This is a genomic window from Micromonospora sp. R311, from assembly GCF_056780015.1.
Genome location: NZ_JBSWCE010000004.1, coordinates 192,298 through 212,554, shown reverse-complemented (window position 1 = coordinate 212,554; position 20,257 = coordinate 192,298). Strand labels below are relative to the sequence as shown.

General features: G+C 73.5%; 9 protein-coding genes. 5 read left to right on the top strand and 4 right to left on the bottom strand.

The annotated features are described in order from the left end of the window. Positions 1–23: 23 nt before the first annotated feature. The 3 genes from AC1WTP_RS04925 to AC1WTP_RS04915 form a co-directional block, all read right to left on the bottom strand. Positions 24–9,677, bottom strand: coding sequence for a hypothetical protein (locus AC1WTP_RS04925; protein WP_481648056.1), 9,654 nt, complete (start codon positions 9,675–9,677; stop codon positions 24–26). 238 nt (positions 9,678–9,915) lie between these two features. Continuing rightward, on the bottom strand, positions 9,916–12,543 hold the full coding sequence (locus tag AC1WTP_RS04920) for a discoidin domain-containing protein (RefSeq protein WP_481648055.1): 2,628 nt from the start codon (positions 12,541–12,543) through the stop codon (positions 9,916–9,918). A gap of 220 nt (positions 12,544–12,763) precedes the next feature. Beyond that, on the bottom strand, positions 12,764–13,963 hold the full coding sequence (locus tag AC1WTP_RS04915) for an ROK family transcriptional regulator (RefSeq protein WP_481648054.1): 1,200 nt from the start codon (positions 13,961–13,963) through the stop codon (positions 12,764–12,766). A 231-nt stretch (positions 13,964–14,194) separates the two neighbouring features. On the opposite strand from AC1WTP_RS04915, the gene AC1WTP_RS04910 reads away from it, so the two are divergent. The 5 genes from AC1WTP_RS04910 (at position 14,195) to AC1WTP_RS04890 (ending at position 19,592) form a co-directional block, all read left to right on the top strand. After that, positions 14,195–15,496 carry an ABC transporter substrate-binding protein gene (locus AC1WTP_RS04910; protein ID WP_481648053.1) on the top strand — a complete coding sequence of 434 codons (1,302 nt, stop codon included), beginning with the start codon at positions 14,195–14,197 and terminating at the stop codon, positions 15,494–15,496. A 66-nt stretch (positions 15,497–15,562) separates the two neighbouring features. Further along, positions 15,563–16,549, top strand: coding sequence for a carbohydrate ABC transporter permease (locus AC1WTP_RS04905; RefSeq protein WP_481648052.1), 987 nt, complete (start codon positions 15,563–15,565; stop codon positions 16,547–16,549). Then, positions 16,542–17,381 (top strand): carbohydrate ABC transporter permease, encoded by an 840-nt coding sequence (locus AC1WTP_RS04900; RefSeq protein ID WP_481648051.1) that lies wholly within the window; start codon positions 16,542–16,544, stop codon positions 17,379–17,381. The genes AC1WTP_RS04905 and AC1WTP_RS04900 overlap by 8 nt, the downstream gene beginning before the upstream one ends. Before the next feature lie 37 nt (positions 17,382–17,418). Next, a complete protein-coding gene (locus tag AC1WTP_RS04895) occupies positions 17,419–18,798 on the top strand; it encodes a GH1 family beta-glucosidase (RefSeq protein ID WP_481648050.1) in 1,380 nt (459 codons plus the stop codon). Between the two features lie 119 nt (positions 18,799–18,917). After that, positions 18,918–19,592 carry a TMEM175 family protein gene (locus AC1WTP_RS04890; RefSeq protein ID WP_481648049.1) on the top strand — a complete coding sequence of 225 codons (675 nt, stop codon included), beginning with the start codon at positions 18,918–18,920 and terminating at the stop codon, positions 19,590–19,592. Here the strand turns inward: AC1WTP_RS04890 and AC1WTP_RS04885 are convergent. Then, positions 19,537–20,190, bottom strand: coding sequence for a nucleotidyltransferase family protein (locus AC1WTP_RS04885; protein WP_481648048.1), 654 nt, complete (start codon positions 20,188–20,190; stop codon positions 19,537–19,539). The two genes, AC1WTP_RS04890 and AC1WTP_RS04885, sit on opposite strands and share 56 nt — an antisense overlap. Positions 20,191–20,257: the final 67 nt, after the last annotated feature.

Genomic DNA, 20,257 nt, shown 5'->3' with positions numbered 1-20,257 from the left:
ACCGGGCCGCGACGCGGTGCGGGTCAGTCGGTGCAGGAGGGCTGGTCGAAGTGCCCCGGGGTGCCCGGGTACGCCGCTCCCGCGCCCTGCTCCTTGTTGTCCCGCGGGTACACGTAGGACAGCTCCAGGTAGGCCGAGGTGCCCGGGGTGGTCACGTCGGCCGGTGTGCGGCCGGCGCCGGTGGCCCAGGCCAGCCGGGTGAGGAAGTCCTGCATGGCCGGGCTGTGCTGGCGGATGTCGTTGAACCCGCCGTACGCCGCGTTGCAGTGGGTGTACATGTTGTACGCCCCGTTCCAGTCGAACAGCCGGTCGCCGTTGTTCGGCCCGTTCGCCGTCACGTCACCCTGCAGCACGTCCCGGTCCCAGCCGCCGTAGATCCAGTCGGTGCCGTGGTGGTGCTGGTTGTCCGCCGGCTCCGCGTTGTCCAGCCCGGTCAGCTCGAACCAGCGGCACGGGTCGATGGTGCCGCCCGCCGTGTCCACCGGCCAGGCCCCGGCGGCGCAGTTGTCCGGGTAGGACCCGCGCGGCCGGAAGTCCAGCAGGTCGGAGCTGAGCACCGCGGCCACCGCCGGGCCGCTCGTCGCGCCGGCCCCGCCGAAGAGGTGGTCCACGTACTGGTCGTGGTCGCCCCGGACGGCGGCGCTGAACACGCCGTCGACCAGGCACTGCGGCTCGGCCGCGTCCAGCACCGGGTCGCATCCCTTGCCGCCCCAGAGCACGTCCGAGCCCTCGGAGCCGAAGAGCTGGTCACCGCCGCTGTCGCCGTTGGCGATGTCGTCGCCGAAGCCGGCGTGGATGTTGTCCGCCCCGGCTCCGCCGCGGATCCGGTCGTCGCCGCCGGCGGTCAACCCCGAGTGCGGCATCGGCGCCGAGGTCGGGCTGCCGATCCAGGCGTCGCCGTCGGTGTCGTGCAGCAGGTCCACCCGCCGGTCGTAGTCGCCGGCCCGGAAGCCGGTGAACGTCTCCTGCGGCGTCGACGACAGCGTGACGGTGAAGCCGAGCGCGGCCACATCGTCGGCGTTCAGGTGCTGGTTCACCACGCCGCCCCGGTCGCCGAGGATCGCGTCCCGGCCGCCCTCGCCGTACAGGGCGTCGGCGCCGAGTTCGCCGAGGAGGTCGTCGTCGCCGTCGCCGCCCCGGATCAGGTCGTCGCCGTCCTGACCCCAGACCCCGTCGTCGCCGCCGTCACCGAAGAGCTGGTCGGCCCCGTACGCCCCGGCCGGCTCGCAGGTGGCCTGGGCGGTGGTGCAGAACCGGGTGGACGGGCCGGGCAACGCCGGGTCGTGGGTGCGGGACCGGGTGGCGTCGGCCGGCAGCGCGCCGGTCGGGTACCGCTCGGTGTAGACCCGCTCGGCCGGCTGACCGTCCACCGTGGTCAGCGTGCGCAGCAGCGACCCGTTGTCGCCGAGCAGCACGTCCGCGGCGGCGTTGCCCTCCAGCACGTCCCCGGCGTCCCGGAAGGCGACGGCCGAACTGCCGCCGATCAGGTCGTCCTGCCCGGCCGGCTCCCCCGCCCCGACCAGCTGCGCCGGGGCCGCGGGGGCGCCCGGCCAGCCCGGGTCGGCCAGCGGGGTGACGGTGCTCCGGCCGGCGGCGCCGAGCGCGGAGTCGCCGCGCAGCACGTCCGCGCCGCCGTTGCCCTCCAGGTAGTCGCCGCCGCCGTCACCGGTCAGCGCGTCGTCGCCGTCCTGGCCCCAGAGGGTGTCGACGCCGTCGCCGCCGCCGATCCGGTCGCCGCCGTGCCGGTTGGCGTCGGCCGCCGCCCGGTCGAGCAGCACCACGATCCGCGGCCCGAACGGCGCGCCGTCGCTGCCGAGCCGGACGGTCACCGCGGTCGGCGTCTCGCCCGGCAGCGGCCGGAGCACGGCGCCGTTGTCGCCGATCACCGCGTCCGAGTCCGGGCCGCCGAAGAGCGCGTCGGCGGTGTCCGGCTGGCCGGTGGTGGCCGCGCCGTCCCCGTCGTACGCGGTGCTGGAGCCGCCCACCAGGTCGTCGTCGCCGTGGTTGCCCTCGACCCAGTCCGAGCCCGGGCCGCCCTCGGCGAAGTCCGCCCCGCCGTCCGCGTGCACCCGGTCGGGGCCGCCCTGGCCGAAGATGACGTCACCGGAGTCGCCGCCGGAGATCAGGTCACCGCCGCTGGTGCCGGCCGCCGGGCTGAACCCGAGGTCGAGCAGGGTGACCTTGCGGGCCGGCCCGGACCGGCCCTGGGTGACCCGGGTCGCGTCGGCGTCCGCCGGGGCGAACCGGGCGTTGTCCCCGGCGATCAGGTCGCTGTCGGCGTCGCCGAAGAGCTGGTCACCGGTGTCCGGCCGGCCGGTGCCGACCACCGGCTCCTGACCGGAGCCGCCGACGATCTCGTCCTGCCCGGCGTTGCCGTGCACCACGTCGGCGTCGTTGTTGCCCTCCAGCCGGTCGTCGCCGGCGTCGCCGTCGACCCGGTCGGCCCCGAGGCCGCCGTAGGCCAGGTCGCCGTCCGCACCGCCGGAGATCACGTCCCCGGCGCCGGCGCCCGGCGCGTCCCCGGCGAGGTCCAGCGGCAGCGGACCGATGTCGCCGACCCGCGCCGTGCCGTTGTCGCCGACGATCCGGTCGACGCCGCCCTCGCCGTAGAGGTGGTCCCGCCCGTCGGCCGCGCCGGCGGTCCGGCCGCCGCCGTAGAGCACGTCGCCGTCCGGGCCACCGAAGACCTGGTCGTCGCCGGCGTTGCCCTCGGCGGTGTCCACGCCGTCGCCGCCGTGCAGGCCGTCGTCGCCGGCGTTGCCGAAGAGCAGGTCGTCGTCGCCGTCGCCGTGCAGCTGGTCCACCCCGGCCGCGCCCCAGGCCCGGTCGGCGCCGGCGCCCAGGTGCAGGGTGTCGTCGCCGAGCTGCCCGCAGGCGCGGTCGTCGCCACCACCGAGGTCGGCCCGGTCGGCGCCGCCGCCGGCCGCCACCCGCTCGACCCCGGCGCCGCCCAGGATCAGGTCGCGGTCACCCTGGTCGGCCGGGGCCGGCTGGCCGTCGGCGAGGGTGGCGTCGGCGCAGGTCTCGGCGGGCAGGTGCCGGTCACCGAAGACCGTCGAGCCGCCGTCCCCGCCGATCAGGTGGTCCCGGCCCGGGCCGCCGACCAGCAGCTTGGTCTGCGACTGCACGCCGGCCGGGAGCGGCTCGTGGACCACCTCGCGGAACCGGCCGTAGCCGTCGTCGTCGCCGGCCGGGCCGACCCGGGACGGCTCGGCGAGGACGTGGTCGTCGTCCGGGCCGCCGAACAGCTCGTCGGTGCCGTGGCCGCCGATCAGCACGTCGTCGCCGCCGTAGCCGTACAGCCGGCCGGTCTGGCCGTTGGCCGAGTGGGACACCACCAGGTCGGTGCCGGCGCTGCCGTACACGGTGTCCTGGCCGCTGCCGGTGTCGACCTGGTTGGTCAGCCCGGCGTCGCCGGCGCCCGGGTCGTCCACGCCGGCCGGCACGGTGGTGTCGAAGGTGTGGATGGTGTCGTCGCCGCGCCCACCGTTGACGGTGTCCCCGCCGGGACCGCCGACCAGCAGGTTGTTTCCGCTGGGCCGGTCGTCGGAGACGACGCCGAGCACGTCGTCGCCGCCGTTGCCGTACACCTTGTTGGTGCCGTGGCCGACGGTGACGTGGTCGACGGCGCCGCCGGTGGCGGCGGTCGGGTCGGCCAGCGTGGTCCAGTCGATCAGGCCGGTGAGGGTCTTGTCGCCGACCGAGGTGTGCACGCCGGTCGGCGCCCGGTCGGTGCCGCCGAGGCCGCTGTCGCCGGCCACCACGTTGTCGCCGTCGCCGGTGGTGACGGTGTCCGCCCCGGCGCCGCCGGCCACCCGGCTGACCACGCCGGGCGCCTCGGCGGTGACGATGACGTCGTCGCCGCCGCGCCCGTCGACGTACGCCGGTCCGGTGCCGGTGCGGATCTGGTCCCTGCCGTCGGAGCCGACGACCACCGCGGTCCTGTCGAACGCCGAGGTCTTCGTGCCGTCGCCGCTGGTGTCACCGTCGCCGAGCAGCAGGATCGACATGGAGGTCTTGGCCGCGTCGGCGACCTGGTAGCCCCGCCCGTCCACGACCACCCGGGTCAGCGCCGGGTCGAGGAACTCCTGCCGCCGGCCGAGCGCCTCGACCGCGAAGCCGTCGAAGTCGTCGCTGGCGCCCTCCTGGCCGGCGTCGGCGTAGTGCAGCGCGTACACCTTGATCACGTCGCCGGCGTAGGTGCCGGCGTCGTTGTCCCAGGCCGCGTGGCCGCGCTGCTCGTCCTCGCCGAACCTCCCGGCGAAGACCACCAGGGTGTCACCGACCGTGCCGCCGAGTTCCGGTGGTGGCGGGGAGCAGTCGGGTTGTGCCCGGAAGTCCAGCAGGACCGCGTCGACCAGGGTGAAGTCGAAGGTCTTGGAGAAGAGCACCAGGTCGATGGTGATGTAGACCTTGAGGAACACCGACATCTGCCCGCTGGTGGTGAACAGGCAGATCGGGTTGACCAGCAGCGCCTGGAGGAACTCGCTGGTGCGGAACTTGCCGTCGTTGTTCGGGTCGTTCCAGCTGAACCCGATGGTGAGCCGGATGCCGCCCTCGATGCCGGCCTTCAGGAACAGCACGCTGACCTGGGCGCCGGCGGCGATCTCGCCGCGCAGGGTGACCACCGGGACGGCGGTGCCGGTGCTGTCGGCGGTCTTGAAGTAGAGACCGTCGAGCAGCTTCACCGCGTTGACCGCGGTGCCGTCGCCGGCCGCCTCGATCGCGTGTCGGATGCCGGCGGTGTCCAGGCCGGCGATGAACCGGGCGGTCACCGAGGCGCTGCCGGCCAGCGTGATCAGCACCGGCGGCGGGGCGTAGACCGGGCCGAACGACTGCCGCCAGCTGAAGCCGAGCGTCAGCGGCCCGGAGTCGAAGCCGATCAGCTCGACGTCCTGCCCCATCAGCAGCCCGAAGAGCGAGCCCGGGTTGTCGAAGACCGGGAAGCTGAAGCCGATCTTCGCGGCGGTGGACTTCCCGTCCGTGCCGGGCGTGAAGATCTTCTCGCCCTCGTCGCCGGCCGCGCTGTCCACGGCCGCCTTCACCTCGTTGGCGGACTTCGCCTGGGTGAACGCGTCGGCCCGGTCGATCAGGCTCGCCGCCGCCGCCGGCGAGGCCTCGGTGGTCAGCGCCTTCTCGCCGTTGACCAGGAACTGGCCCAACGGGATCGAGCAGCCGGCGTCGCAGTCCGGGATCCGGTTGATGAAGGTGACCACCGCGCGCACGGTGTCCACGAAGGACAGGTCCGGCCCGCCGCTGAGGGTGCTGAACTGCTTCGCCAGCCAGACCAGGGTGATGTCCGGCCCGCCGGTGGCCTTCGACAGGTCGGAGAGGACCGGGATCGGGGCGTAGAGCGTGTCGATGACCGGCTGCAGCGGCCCGGTGACCGCCTTGAGCTGCTCCACCACCGGCTTGAGGATCTTGTCGAAGAACGCGCCCGCGTCGAGCGCGATGTCGGTGAAGGTGATCCGCAGGCCGTGCTCCGGGCTGTCCCCGGCGGCGCTCAGCGCGCCCCGCTGGTGGCTCAGCTGCCAGCTCAGCCCGAACCGGGCGCTGATGCCGGGCAGCGCGGAGGCCGCCTCGCCGCCCGGGTCGACCTTCGCCGCCAGCTTCCAGTCGATCTTCACCTTGGCGGTGAGGTCGGTGGCGACGAGCGAGCCGAGGTCGCCGAACTCGGCCAGGGTCAGCTTGGCGGTCGGGTCGGCGGTGCACTCCCCCGCCGGGGTGTCGCCGAAGCAGCTCTGCTCCCCCGTCGAGCCCTTCAGGTCGATCGCGAAGTACGCGCTCACCAGCGGGTCGGTGCCCTGCTTCTGCGCGTTCACCCGGATGAACGCGAGCTGCGCGGCGAGATCGGACGGCATGTCGAAGGACGCGCCGATCTCCAGCTCCGGCGTGGCGTCCCCGGAGTGGGTGGCCACGTAGAAGCCCTCCTCCCGGTCGAGCACCAGGTCCAGCCGCAGCTTCCAGCCGAGCCGGGCCTTGATCCCGTCGGTGGCGCCCTTCTCCGCCTTCAGCGACAGGCCGGGCACGCCGAGGTCGAGCGGCACGTCCACGCCGAGGCAGCCGTCCCCGGCGCAGCCCTGCGCCGCCGACGGGTCGCCGCGGGCGGCGGTGAGGGTGATCCGGACCGACTGGAAGTCCTCCGGCCCGCAGGTGGCGGCGTCGGCGCGGCAGGTGACCGTGCTGGTCGCGCCGGGGGCGACCGCGGCCAGCGCGGCGTCCAGCGCGGCCTTCGCCCCGGCGTTGTCCAGCGTGGCGTCGGCGAGCACCGGGCCGATCGCGTCCTTGACCTGGGTACGCAGGTCGGCGATGAACCGCTGGCCCTGTTGCAGGTCGTCGCCGACCAGCGGCAGCTTGCCGTCGAAGCTGGCCAGGCGCAGCGCCTCCTCCACCTTGGCCAGGTAGCCGTCGATGCCGACGTTGAAGTCGGTGAGCCGCAGCGCGAGGTTCGCGAAGCAGGTGTTCAGGTCGGGCGTGGTGGTGTTCGCGGCCAGGTCCAGCCCGAGTTCCAGGGAGAGCAGGTTGCTCGCGCCGCCCGGGTCGCAGTCGTTGACGAAGAGCGGGGCGCGGGCGCAGACCGGCACGTCCGCGCCGCCGACGCCGTCGCCGCAGTCCGTGCCGGCGGTGGTGACGCTGGGCGTCACGCCGAGCAGGCCGGCGATCGGCCCGTCCGCGGCGAGCCCGCCGAGGCCGAAGCTGAGGTTGGCCCGGACGGTGCCGGGGTCGCCGGCCTTGCCGAGATCCAGGGCCAGCGGGCCGACCCGCGCGGCCACCGCCAGGTCGGTGGCCGCGCCGGCCACCGTGACGTCCGCGGACGAGGTGCGGTCCAGCAGCGGTACGCCGTCCGCGCGCAGCGGCAGCAGCAGGCCCAGTTGCGCCCGGGCGTCGACGTCCACGGTGAACGCCCCGGAGCTGTCCAGGCTTACCAGCTCGCGGGCGCCGTCCCAGCCGAAGGTCAGCGGGCCGCCGGTGTGGAAGCCGCGCTTCCAGTCCAGCCCGAGCCGCAGGTACGGCCCGCCGGCCCGCTCGTCCAGGGTGAAGGCGATGCCGCTGCCGTCGCCGATCGCGCCGTTCAGCACGTCGATCGCGTCCTGGAGGGTGTCCGGCGGCGCGGCCAGCAGCCGGTCCACGGCGTCGGCCAGCTCCGGTCGCAGCGCGTACGCGGTGCCGTCGGCCGGGGTGGGCGTGCCGGCCGCCTCGACCCGCAGGGTCTGCGCGTCGACCCGGGCCAGCACCCGGTAGGCCTTGCTGCCGATGACCACCGCCCGGTCCGCCAGGTTCGGGGCGAACCCGGAGTCGGCGTCCCGGCTGGTGTCCTTGAGCAGGAAGTTCCCGCCGTCGGCGGTGTAGCTGACGTCCGCGCCGACCCCGCTCTCGTCGCTGCCGAGCAGCTCGCGGGCGGAGCGGCCGAGCACCGGGATCTCGGTGTCCAGCGGCCCGGTGCCGGTCGACGGCGCGCCGAGTGCCGCGTTGACCAGCCGCAACGCCTCCACCACCAGCGCGAACATCGCCTTCGGGTCGTTCGGGTCGAAGTCGAGCGCGAAGAGGCCGGCCAGCTCGGAGGTGTCGACGCTCGGCTGGCCGCCGGCGGTCCAGCTCACGTCGACCCCGACGCCGGTGCCGAGCGCGCCGGTGGCACCCGGCACGCTGACGTCGACCCGTCCGCTGGTCTTCACCGATGCGGTGGCGGCGAGCAGGCCGCCCGGGTCCTGTTCCAGCCGGCTGAACAGGGTGCCGAGGCTGAGGTCCTGGGCCTGCTTGAACCGCACCTCGATCATGCGCTTGCCCTCGGCCGCCGGGCCGACGGCGAGGTTGCCGCCCAGCTTCACCTTCAGGAACCCGGCGGTGGTGTGGAAGTCCACCGCGGTGGTGATCGGGAAGTCGGCGGCGAAGAGCGGGGTGGCGGGGTCGGTGCGCAGCAGCACCCGGTCGGCGTTGGCGGCCGGGCTGCCGAGGTCGTCGCGCAGGTCGAGCACGAGCGTGACGCTGGCGGTGTAGCGGGGCTTGACCATCGCGTAGCTGGCCTGGGCGTTGGCGGCGCGCAGGCCGACCTTCGCGTCGCCGGCCGGCCGGGTGAGCGCGCCGCCGAGTTCGACCGCGCCGGTGTGCGGGCTGGAGCCGCTGATCACCCAGGCGCTGTCCGCGCCGGGCTGCCCGCCGATCCAGTTCTCCTTCAGGGTGACCGAGTCGGCGGTGTTGGCCGCGACGGTGCCGGCGGAGGTCCCGGCCACGACGCGCTGGCCGACCAGCGCCCCGGGGGCGAACCGGTCGCTGTCGACGGTGAGGCTCTTGGCGCCGAAGGTGGCGCCCCGGCCGGAGACCTGCGGCGCGCCCGGGTCCAGCGGCACCTCGACGGTGGACTCGCGCTCCAGCTTGACCCGGAAGACCAGCTTGTCGTCGGCGAAGGAGAGCCCGTCGACGGGCATGCCCTCGGCGGCGAGCAGGGCGAGCAGTTCCTGGATCGAGGTGAACTTCGGTTGCCCGGCCCGGGCCGGGTCGTCGACGCCCGGCTGGAAGTGCGGGTCCTCGGGTCGGGGGTGCACGTGCTCGCGCAGGAAGTCGGTGAGCTTCTCGTTGACCTTCACCGCGTCGGCGAAGGTGCCGCGCAGGAAGGGCAGGTCGAGGTTGCCGGCCGGACCGCTCTGCTGCACCCCGCCGATCAGGGTGGCGAGCTGGGCGATGCCGGCGGCCAGGTCGAGCGGGCTCATGGTGCGGAACCGGCCGATCGTCTCGTCGAGCCCGCTGGTGGTCACCGTGGGGCTGCCGACACCGATGTCCGCCCAGTCGACGGTCACGGTGGCGGCGATCGCCGGCAGGTCGAAGGGCGTACCGGCGGTGGCGGCGCCGAGCTTGACCACGCCGTGCACCGAGCCCGGGCCGGCCTCGGTCTCGGTGTCGGAGATCCGGCCGCCGCCGGAGCCGTCCAGCGCCACCTGCGCCAGGCCGGCGAGGGAGCCGGCCGCGCCGAGTTCGCCGGTGCCCGCGCCGGCCGGGGTGTCGAAGGCGAGGTGCCCGTCGCCGTTCGGGTCGGTCAGGGTCACCTTGAGGTGGCTGCTCGCGGTCAGCGTGCTGCCCGCGGTGAGCGTGACGCCGAGGATGCCGACGGAGGCGCTGGCCTGGTCCACGTCGGACCGGAACCGGGCCACCGCGTCGATGTCGATGCGGGGGCTGTCGCCGTCGCGCACCAGGTAGGTCTCGCCGGCGGCGGTGTGCCGAGCCCGCAGGTGCAGGGTGGCCCAGCCGGTGACGGTGACCGCGTCGGCGACGGTGACCCCGGAGACCGCCAGCTCCTGCTCGGCCACCTCGCGCCTGGTGCTGAGCAGGACGTCGAGCAGGTGGTCCCCGCCGCTGCTGGTGACCGTGCTGGTCAGGCGGGTGCCGCCGCCCAGGTCGACGTCCTGTTCCAGGCCGCCGGCGAGCGCGTCGGCGGCGGTACGGGCCAGCGTGTCGGCCTGGACCAGCGCGCCGGGGCTGACGCCGAGCAGCGGCAGCGGCTGGGCGAGCGCGCCGATCCGGGACAGGCCGCCCTCGGCCCAGGTGGCCGTGCGGTTCATCAGTCCCTTGAGGGCGGTCTCCCACGCCTCGTCGGCCTGCGCCGGGGGTGCCGTCACGACCAGGGCGAAGGTTGTCGCGAGCAGGGCCGCGACCGCCGCGGCGAGCAGACGCCGTAGAGCCACCATGAGCCACCTCGTTCCGAACGATGGCCGTCGGTGGACGGCGCCGTACGCGCCAGCACACCGATCACGGAATTTGCTCGCAACGAGAGTGTCGACTTGGTGACAGAGCGTCAATCCGAACGGTCGAGCCGCGTGTGACCAGGCGGTTCGCCGGGAGCGGCCGGGCAGGGGTTGGCGGGCGACCGACGCGGGTGGGCCCGGCCGGACGCCCGGCCGGGCCCACCGCGGTCGATGCGGCCTACGGGTAGGTGGTCAGGTACGACTGCTGGTGCGCCGCGTTCGCGGTCTCGCCGGTGTTGTTGATCACGCGGTTGATCGTCCCGACGCCGCCCAGCGAGACGGTGACCATGTTGGTGAACCGCACGTTCGGGTTGGTCGGCACCTCGAAGGCCCGGTCGGCGACGACCGCCGGGTTGACGTTGAAGTAGCAGTAGCTGCCCAGCCCCCACGCCTGGTGGCTGGTCACCGAGTCGGCCACCTTGTACGCGGCGTAGCCCCGGGTGGACCCGTTCATCCAGCCGGCCTGGTTCGGCGGGTCGTACGGCATCTCGTTCTGGTAGAAGTACGTCCGGCCGCCGTTGCCGTTCCAGACGGTCTGGTACTTCTGGTAGTGCTCGACGAAGAGGCCGTACATCGTCACGTTGTCGCCGTTGACGGTGAGGCCGGTGTCGGCGGTGTTCACCGTCCACCCGACCCCGTCGCCGTGATCGGCGCGCCACAGCCACATGTGGTCGCCGATCACGTTGTCGCTGTTGACGGTCAGCGAGTTGGTGGCCCGGCCGACGCCCGGCCCGCCGATCCGGAAGAAGACGTCGTGCAGCGAGGTGGGGTTGGCCGCGTGGCTGGCCGCCGAGCCGGGCGGGCCGACCTCCATCAGCACCGGCGAGTTGACCTGGCCGGCCTCGAACATGATGCCGGCGACCTTCACCCCGTCCACGTCGGCCACCCGCATCGCGACGGTGCCGTTGTCGGCCTGGATGGTGGCCAGGCCGAGGCCGAGGATCACCGTGTCCGCCCGGTCGACCCGGATCGGCTCGGTGACGCGGTGCACGCCCGGGGTGAAGAGCAGGTGCCGGCCCTGGGCGAGCGCCGCGTTGATGGTGGCCGCGCTGGTGCCCGGCCGGACGAGGTAGAACTGGCTGAGCGAGATGGACGAGCCGGCCGGGGTCTTGCCGTACCAGCTGGTGCCGGTGGAGTTGGTGCGCAGCGCCGGAACGAAGACCCGGTACTCGCCGGTGCCGTCGACGTAGAGGAACGGCTTCTCCCGCACCTGCGGGGTCTGCGGGATGACGGTGTGCGAGGGGTTCGGGAAGTGCGGTGCGGGAGCCCCGACGACGCCCTGGAAGACCATGTTCCACACCGAGCCGGTCCAGCCGTTGCCGAACTCGCTGTTGCGCGAGTACCACTGCTGCTGCGAGCCGGAGACCACCAGGCCGTCGATCCGGGTGTCGGCCATCAGCCCGCCGCTGGCCCAGCCGTCGCCGCCGTTCCAGAGCTGGATCTGGTTCTGCGCGCCGCGCAGGTGCATCCGCCGGTAGGGCGCGGCCTGCGACACCGCCCACCGCTCGACGGTCACCCCGGCCGGCAGGGTCACCGACAGGTTCTCCGCCGCCCGCCAGAAGTTCTGGGTGGCGTTGCCGCCCATCCAGAACGCCTCGACCCGGACGTGGCCGTTGAGGTTCACGTCGTCCGGGCTCATCCCGAGGCCGGCGACCTGGGTGAAGAAGCCGAGGTTGACGTCGGCGGTGTAGGTGCCGGGCTTGAACAGCACCGCGTAGCGCTCCGGGCCGAACTGGTTGGTCTCCTGCTGGGTGAAGAGGGTGTTCAGCCGGCTCTGGATGGTGGCGGTCGGGGTGGACGGGTCGAAGACGAAGGTGTTCGGGCCGAAGTTCGGGTTGCGCGGGTCGGTCGGCTCGACCGGTTCGCCGGTGCCCCCGCCGGTGGTGTTCACCTGGAGCTCCCAGAGCGAGTAGCCGTAGCCGGTGCCCCGCGCGGTGCCGTACATCCGCAGGTAGCGGCCGGTGCCGTTGACGGTGAGGGTCTGCGTGCCGCCGGTGCCGGTGGTGGTGCTGTAGACGGTGGTCCAGGCGCTGCCGTCGGCGGAGGTCTGGAGCTGGAACGCCCGCGCGTAGGCGGCCTCCCAGCTCAGCACCACCCGGCAGATGCTCTGGGTGCTGCCGAGGTCGACCCGGAGCCACTGCGGGTCGCTGGCCGCGCTGGCCCACCGGGTGCCCGGGTCGCCGTCGACCGCCGCCGAGGCGGGCAGGCCGGCGTTCTCCACCGAGGAGGCGGTGGCCGGGCGGCCCTGGGCGGCGTTGGTGCTGCCGCAGGTGGGCGTGGCGCCGCCGGTCTCGCCGTAGACCTGGAACTCCCAGAGCGAGTAGCCGTAGGCGGTGGCCCGCGTGGTGCCGTACATCCGGACGTACCGGCCGGCGCCGCTGACGGCCAGGATCTGGGTGCCGCCGGTGCCGGCGGTGGTGGTGTGGATGGTGGTCCAGGCGCTGCCGTCGTCGGAGGTCTGGAGCTGGAAGGCCCGGGCGTAGGCGCCCTCCCAGACCAGGGTGACCTGACTGACGGTGGCCCGGGTGCCCAGGTCGACCTGGATCCACTGGGGATCGCTGAACGCGCTGGACCAGCGGGTGCCGGTGTTGCCGTCCACGGCCGCCGCGGCGGGGGTGCCGGCGTTCTCGGTGGACGAGGCGGTGGCCGGGCGGCCCTGGGAGAGCAGCACCGGCGCGGCCTGCGCCGGGGGCGTCAGCCCGGTCGGCGCCAGCGCCGCGACGAGCGCGACCACCAGCCCGACGAGGGTACGTCGGCGGGGCCGCCGGCCCGGTGCCGGGCGTACGGATGTAGCGCGAGATGTCATGACTTCGCCTGTCGATAGGGGGTTGCGGACGCCGGGCACGACGGGGTGACGGGAGGGCGACCGCGGTGCGTGCAGTGGTGCCACCGGGGACGGGCACCGCGATCGGAGAGCGCTCTCGGGGAAGTGTTACGGCGCGGTTGCGACGGCGTCAAGACATCGATCTATAACGCTGTTATATATCCCGAAGGTTCGATGCGGGTGTTTTGCCCGACGGGCCGGTTCAGGGCCGCACGCCGCCGGCGGCGAGCAGCCGGGCGATCGGCAGGGTGGCCGCCCCCAGCGCCACCGCGTCCACGCCGAGCCGGCACAGCTCGATCGACGCCTGCTCGTACGGCTGGCGCAGCGCCTGCCGGCCGGCGGCCTCGCGCACCGCCGGCAGCAGGTCGCCCAGCGCCATCGCGGCCCAGCCGCCCAGCACCACCCGCTCCGGGTTGAACAGGTTGATCAGGTTGGCCACCCCGGCGCCCAGGTAACCGGCGGTCTCGTCGAGCACCCGGCGGGCGGTGGCCGACGTGGCGGCCGCCTCGACCAGGGCCGCGAGCTGGGACTCCTCGTCGTCACCCGGCACCGCCCGGCCGTGCCGCGCCTCCCGGTACCGGTCGATGATCGCCTCGGCCCCGACGTACGCCTCGAGACAGCCCCGCGCCCCGCACCGGCAGGACCGGCCCCCGTACACCAGGGTGGTGTGCCCCCACTCGCCCGCGCTGCTGGACGCCCCGCGGTAGGTGACCCCGTTGGTCACCACGGCGGACCCGACACCGGAGCCGACCAGCGCGAACACCGCGTGCCGGGCGCCCCGCCCGGCGCCGAACCACATCTCCGCCTGACCCGACGTCTTGGCGCCGTTGTCGATGTGCAGCGGCAGGTCGGTGCCGGCGGCGATGAGCCGTTCCAGCGGCACCCGGTCCCAGCCGAGGGCCTGGGCGTGCACCACCGCCTGCTCCCCCTGCTCGACCACGCCGGAGACGCCGATGCCGACCCCGAGCACGTCGTCCGGGGTCACCCCGGCCCGGGTGGTGACCGCGTCGATGCCGGCCAGCACGTGCCCGGCGACCACCGCCGGCTCGGTGCGCGCCGGGTCGAGCGGGTACTCGACGCTGGCCAGCAGGGCCATCGCGAAGTCGAACAGCTCGACCCGCACCCGGGTCTCGCCGACGTCCACCCCGATCACGAAGGCGTAGCGGGGCGCGACCCGGAGCATCATGCTGGGCCGGCCGCCGTCGGACTCGGCCGCGCCGGCCTCGACGACGAGGCCCTCGTCGATCAGGTCGCCCACCACGTTGCTCACCGCGGGCTGGCTGAGACCGGTGCTGCGGACCAGGTCCTGGCGGGTCAGCGGGCCGTCGAGGAAGAGCTTCGACAGCAGCGCCGACCGGTTCCGCAGCCGGACACCGCGATTCGTCGCTCGCGCCAACTCCACACGCCACCTCGATCCCCCGGGCCGTCCGAGGCGACTGTACGACCCCGTGCTTGACGGCCCTGCGGTCAACCACTTTAATGACGACATTCATTAAGCCTTGATGTAACTCTCGCGACACCGGGCGGCGCCGCCGCCGGAACACCAGCCCCACCCGCCCCACCGGCCGCCCGCGACCCCCTGCGCCACCGGGCGCCGGTGGCCCCCACCACTGTCGAACCGGAAGGGCAGATCGTGTCGAGACGACACCTCGCGATACTCACCGCGGCCGTCCTGGCCGCCGCCTCGCTGACCGCCTGCGGCGGCTCGGGCGACGACGCCTCCTCAGGTGGCGCGAAGACGCTCACCTACTGGGCCAGCAACCAGGGCGCCAGCCTGGAGGCCGACAAGCAGATCCTCCAGCCGGAGCTGGCCAAGTTCGAGCAGCAGACCGGCATCAAGGTCAACGTCGAGGTGGTGCCCTGGTCGGACCTGCTCAACCGGCTGCTCGCCGCCGCCACCTCCGGCCAGGGCCCGGACGTGGTGAACATCGGCAACACCTGGTCGGCCTCCTTGCAGGCCACCGGCGCGCTGGTCGAGTTCGACGACGCCACCCTGGCCAAGGTCGGCGGCAGGGACCGGTTCGTCCCGGCCGCGCTGGCCGCCGCCGGCGCCCCCGGCAAGCCGCCGGCGGCGGTGCCGCTCTACAGCCTCGCCTACGCCCTCTACTACAACAAGAAGGCGTTCGCCGACGCCGGCATCACCAGCCCGCCCACCACCTGGGAGCAGGTGGCCGAGGCCGGCCGGAAGCTCACCGGCGGCGGCAAGTGGGGCCTCGCGGTCGAGGGCGCCAACCCGTCGGAGAACGCGCACCACGCGTTCACCTTCAGCCAGCAGTACGGCGGCGAGTGGTTCGACTCCGCCGGCAGGCCGACCTTCGACACCCCGCAGAACGTCGCCGCGGTCAAGCGCTACATCGACCTGATGGCCGTCGACAAGATCGTCAACCCGAGCAACGCCGAGTACGCGCAGAACCAGTCGGTCTCCGACTTCGCCAACGGCAAGGCCGCCATGCTGCTCTGGCAGGCCGCCGGGTCGAACCTGAAGTCGCAGAACATGGCGCCGGACGCGTACGGGATCGCCCCGGTGCCGTTCCTGGCCGCCCCGCCGGCCGGCGGCAAGAAGGTCAACAGCATGGTCGCCGGGATCAACATGGCGGTGTTCAAGCACACCAAGAACAGGGACGCCGCGCTGGAGTTCGTCAAGTTCATGACCAGCGACGCCGAGCAGGTCGCGCTGAACAAGACGTACGGCTCGCTGCCCGCCGTCAAGACGGTGACCGGTGACCCGGCGTTCGCCGCGCCGGAGCAGAAGGTGCTCCAGGAGACGCTCGCCACCACGGCCGGGCCGCTGCCGCAGGTGCCCGACGAGAGCACCTTCGAGACGCTGGTCGGCACCGCCATGAAGGAGCTGTTCGCCGACGCGGCGAGCGGCAAGCCGGTGACCGAGGAGAGCGTGCGGCAGAAGTTGACCCAGGCCCAGCAGCAGATGCGCTGACCCGCCGGACCGGTGGCCGTGGGAGGGACGCCGACCCTTCCACGGCCACCCAGCGAGAGGACCCCGATGGCAACCAGCACCACCCCCCGGGACGTCGCCGCGCCCGACCGGCCGGCCCGGGGCGGGAAGCCGGACCGGCGCCGCCCCCGGCGCCCCCGCCGGTCCCTCCTGCCGTACCTGCTGCTCGCCCCGGCCATCGTGCTGGAGCTGGCGATCCACGTGGTGCCGATGCTGGTCGGCGCGTGGATGAGCCTGCTGGAGCTGACCCAGTTCCACATCCGGGACTGGTCGACCGCGCCCTTCGTCGGCCTGGAGAACTACCGGGTGGTGCTCGACTTCGACTCCGCCGCCGGGGCCGAGCTGCTGCACTCGTTCTGGGTGACCGTGGTCTACACGGTCGCCTCGGTCGGGCTCTCCTGGGTGCTCGGCACCACCGCCGCGGTGCTGCTGCAACGACCCTTCCGCGGCCGCGGCGTGCTGCGCGCGCTCTTCCTCACCCCGTACGCGCTGCCGGTCTACACCGCGGTGATCACCTGGAGCTTCCTGTTCCAGCGGGACACCGGCCTGGTCAACCACGTCCTGGTCGACCAGCTGCACCTGTTCGGCGAGAAGCCGTTCTGGCTGATCGGCGGGAACAGCTTCTTCGCGCTGCTGATCGTCTCCATCTGGCGGTCCTGGCCGTTCGCCTTCCTCTGCATCATGGCCGGCCTGCAGAACATCCCCGGTGAGCTCTACGAGGCCGCGGCCATGGACGGGGCCGGCTTCTGGCGGCGGCTGCGCTCGGTGACCCTGCCCATGCTGCGGCCGGTGAACCTGGTCCTGCTGCTGGTGCTGTTCCTCTGGACCTTCAACGACTTCAACACCCCGTACGTGCTCTTCGGCGGCTCCGCGCCGGACCAGGCGGACCTGATCTCCATCCACATCTACCGCAGCTCCTTCAAGACCTGGGACTTCGGCTCCGGCTCGGCGATGTCGGTGGCGCTGCTGCTGTTCCTGCTCGTGGTCACCGCCGCCTACCTGCTGATCACCAACCGCCGGAGGAACGATGCGTGAGACGGCCACCGAGCGCTGGGCCCGCCGGATCGTGCTGACCCTGCTCACGATCTTCGTCCTGGTGCCGCTGTACGTGATGGTCAGCTCGGCGATCAAGCCGCTGCAGGACGTGCAGAACGCGTTCACCTGGTGGCCGCGCCGCCCGACCCTGCAGGCGTTCGTGGACATGTGGTCGACCGTGCCGCTCGGCCGCTACCTGGTGAACAGCCTGGTCGTCTCCAGCGTGGCGGCGGTCTTCTCGGTCACCGTGGCGATCTTCGCGGCGTTCGCGGTGAGCCGCTACCGGTTCCGCGGCCGGGGCCTGTTCTCGGTGACCGTGCTCTCCACCCAGATGTTCCCCGGCATCCTGTTCCTGCTGCCGCTGTTCCTGATCTACGTCAACCTCGGCAACGCCACCGGCATCCCGCTCTACGCCAGCCGGACCGGCCTGATCATCACGTACCTCACCTTCTCGCTGCCGTTCTCGATCTGGATGCTGGTCGGCTACTTCGACTCCATCCCCCGCGGGCTGGACGAGGCCGCGCAGGTCGACGGCGCCGGGCCGCTGCGCACCCTGTTCCAGGTGGTGCTGCCGGCGGCGGTGCCCGGCGTGGTCGCGGTGACCGTGTACGCGTTCATGACCGCCTGGGGCGAGGTGCTCTTCGCCTCGGTGATGACCAACGAGGACAGCCGCACCCTGGCGGTCGGCCTGCAGGGCTACTCCACCCAGTTCAACGTCTACTGGAACCAGATCATGGCGGCCTCGCTGGTGGTCAGCATCCCGGTCGTCGCCGGTTTCCTGGCGTTGCAGCGCTACTTCGTCGCCGGCCTCACCGCCGGCGCGGTCAAGTAAGACCACGTTCACCGCGCTCGCTAAGGAGAACCGAGAAGTGCCGGAGCTGTCCAACCTGCCGCCCGACTTCCTCTGGGGCGTCGCCACCTCGGCGTACCAGATCGAGGGCGCCGTCGACACCGACGGTCGGGCACCGTCCATCTGGGACACCTTCTGCCGGGTGCCCGGCGCCGTCGACAACGGCGACACCGGAGCCGTCGCCTGCGACCACTACCACCGCTGGCCGGAGGACGTGGGGCTGATCCGGCGGCTCGGCGTCGACGCGTACCGCTTCTCGGTGGCCTGGCCCCGGGTGCGCCCGGACGGCGTCGGCGCGGTGAACCCGAGGGGGTTGGACTTCTACGACCGGCTGGTCGACGCGCTGCTGGCCGCCGGGATCCGGCCCTTCGTCACGCTCTACCACTGGGACCTGCCGCAGGTGCTGCAGGACCGGGGCGGCTGGCCGGAGCGGTCCACCGCCGAGGCGTTCGCCGACTACGCCGCCGTGGTGGCCGCCCGGCTCGGCGACCGGGTGACCGACTGGACCACCGTCAACGAGCCGCTCTGCGTGTGCTGGATCGGGCACCTGGAGGGGCGGATGGCCCCGGGCGAGCGGGACCTGGCCCGGGCCGTGCACGCCTCGCACCACGTGCTGCTCGGCCACGGGCTGGCCACCCGGGCGATCCGGGCGAACGCCGCCCGCCCGGCGTCGGTGGGGCTGGTGCTCAACCTCAGCCCGATCGAGCCGGCGACCGACCGGCCGGAGGACGTCGCGGCGGCCCGGCGGATGGACGGCCACGTCAACCGCTGGTGGCTGGACCCGGTGCACGGCCGCGGCTACCCGGCCGACATGCTCGCCACCTACGGCGTGGAGCCGCCGGTGCGCGGCGACGACCTGGCCGTCATCGCCACCCCGACCGACTTCCTCGGCGTCAACTACTACTTCCGTCAGGTGGTGGTCGACGACCCGGCCGGGCCGCCGCCGCACGCCCGGCAGGTGCCGGTGCCCGGCTCGGTGGAGACCGCGATGGGCTGGGAGATGTACCCGGCCGGGTTGGAGCAGTTGCTGGTCGCGGTGCACGAGGAGTACCGGCCGGCGAAGATCGTCGTCACCGAGAGCGGCTCCGCCTGGCCGGACGAGGTCACCCCGGACGGGACCGTGGAGGACAAGGAGCGCACCGACCACCTGGAGCAGCACCTGGCCGCCTGTGCCGGGGCGGTCGGCCGGGGCGTCCCGCTCGCCGGCTACTTCGTCTGGTCGCTGCTGGACAACTTCGAGTGGGCGTACGGCTACGACAAGCGGTTCGGCCTGGTGCACGTGGACTACCCGACGCAGCGGCGGACGGTCAAGGCGAGCGGTCACCGCTACGCCGAGCTGATCCGCGCCCACCAGCGGCGCCCCGGGACGGCGGAGGCCGTCGCCCCGGTGGCCGGATAGCGGGCCGACGGGGCCCGGGAGCCCTGGGTGCCGCACCGGGCGGCACCCAGGGACCCGTCCGGGTGGTCGGCGGATGGGACCACCCCCGGCCCCGGCGCCCGCGGCGGTAGCATGCCGCCATGGCCGCGACGGAGCCGGTCCGGGCGGGCTCCGGGGTGGCCGACATCGACCGGGTGAAGGCGCTGAGCGACGGCGTCTTCGCGATCGTCATCACCCTGCTGGTGCTGGAGCTGCGGGTGCCGTCGTACGCGCCGGGCGAGTTGCTGACCGGGCTGCTCCACGAGGGCTCCGCCTATCTCGCCTTCGTGATGTCCTTCGTCTACGTCGGCGTCCTCTGGCTCAACCACCAGGCGCTGTTGCGGCTGCTGCGCGGCACCACCCCGGCACTGAACTGGATCAACCTGGCCATCCTGTTCGGCGTGGTGATCATCCCGTTCCCGACCGCGGTGCTGGCCTCGGCGTTCGCCGAGCACGGCGACCGGCACGACCGGCAGGTGGCGGTCGCCCTCTACGCGCTCGCCGCGGCGCTGATGTCGGTGCCGTGGCTGGTGGTCTTCGGCTACCTGCGCCGCCGTCCCGAGGTGCGTGCGGCGGACGTCGGGCACGGGTACGTGCGGGCGCAGAGCCGCCGGCCGGTCACCGGCCTGGTCCTCTACGGCCTGGCCGGGCTGCTCGGCTGGCTGGTGCACCCGGTGGTCGGGCTGGTGGGCATCATCGTCATGATCATCTATCACGCCGTCACCAGTGAGGGGATCCGCCGCCTGGGGCGGTCGCCGGCCCGCCGGTCGACCTGACCCGGCCCCGCTCGGCCCGCGTCAGGTCGGCCGGGGTGTCGGCGTCCCGCGGCGAGCCGGTCCCGTCGCAGGGCACGTGCACCACCAGGTCCGGCCGGTCGCGGATGAGGTCGCGGGCGCCCCGGTCGCCGGTGGCGTACCGGTCGAGCAGCGGCCAGATTGGCCGGCCCAGCAGCACGGGGTGCCCGGGCCGGCCGGCGTAGGTGGCCACCGCGACCGGCACGCCGGCGGCGTACGCGGCCCGCACCCGGCGCACCGCCGCCGGGCCGAGCAGCGGCTGGTCGACGAGGACCACGACGGCCGCCGTCGCGTCGTCCGGCAGCGACGCCAGCCCCCGGCGCAGCGAGCCGCCCAGCCCGTCCGCCCAGGCCTCGTTGCGGACCAGCACCGCGCCGGGCAGGTCGGGCAGGTCGTCGCCGCCCGCGCCGACCACCACGTGCACCGGCGCGCACCCGCCCCGCCGCAGCAGGCGGACCGCGCGGCGCACCAACGGCTCGCCGGCGAACTCGACGAGGGCCTTCGGGCGACCGAACCGGTGGCCGGCGCCGGCGGCGAGCAGCAAACCGGCCACGCCACCGGTCTCCCCCGCTCCCGGCACCGCACCTCCCCCGCTCTCGCTGTTTACCCGATATGCCCGTTAAAGGTGTTTCAACGCTAATATGAGG

Bases quoted from the DNA above. Each gene is read 5' to 3' on its own strand.
- AC1WTP_RS04905 (WP_481648052.1), top strand. From the start codon at position 15,563: ATGGCAACCAGCACCACCCCCCGGGACGTCGCCGCGCCCGACCGGCCG.
- AC1WTP_RS04920 (WP_481648055.1), bottom strand. From the start codon at position 12,543: ATGACATCTCGCGCTACATCCGTACGCCCGGCACCGGGCCGGCGGCCC.
- AC1WTP_RS04900 (WP_481648051.1), top strand. From the start codon at position 16,542: ATGCGTGAGACGGCCACCGAGCGCTGGGCCCGCCGGATCGTGCTGACC.
- AC1WTP_RS04890 (WP_481648049.1), top strand. From the start codon at position 18,918: ATGGCCGCGACGGAGCCGGTCCGGGCGGGCTCCGGGGTGGCCGACATC.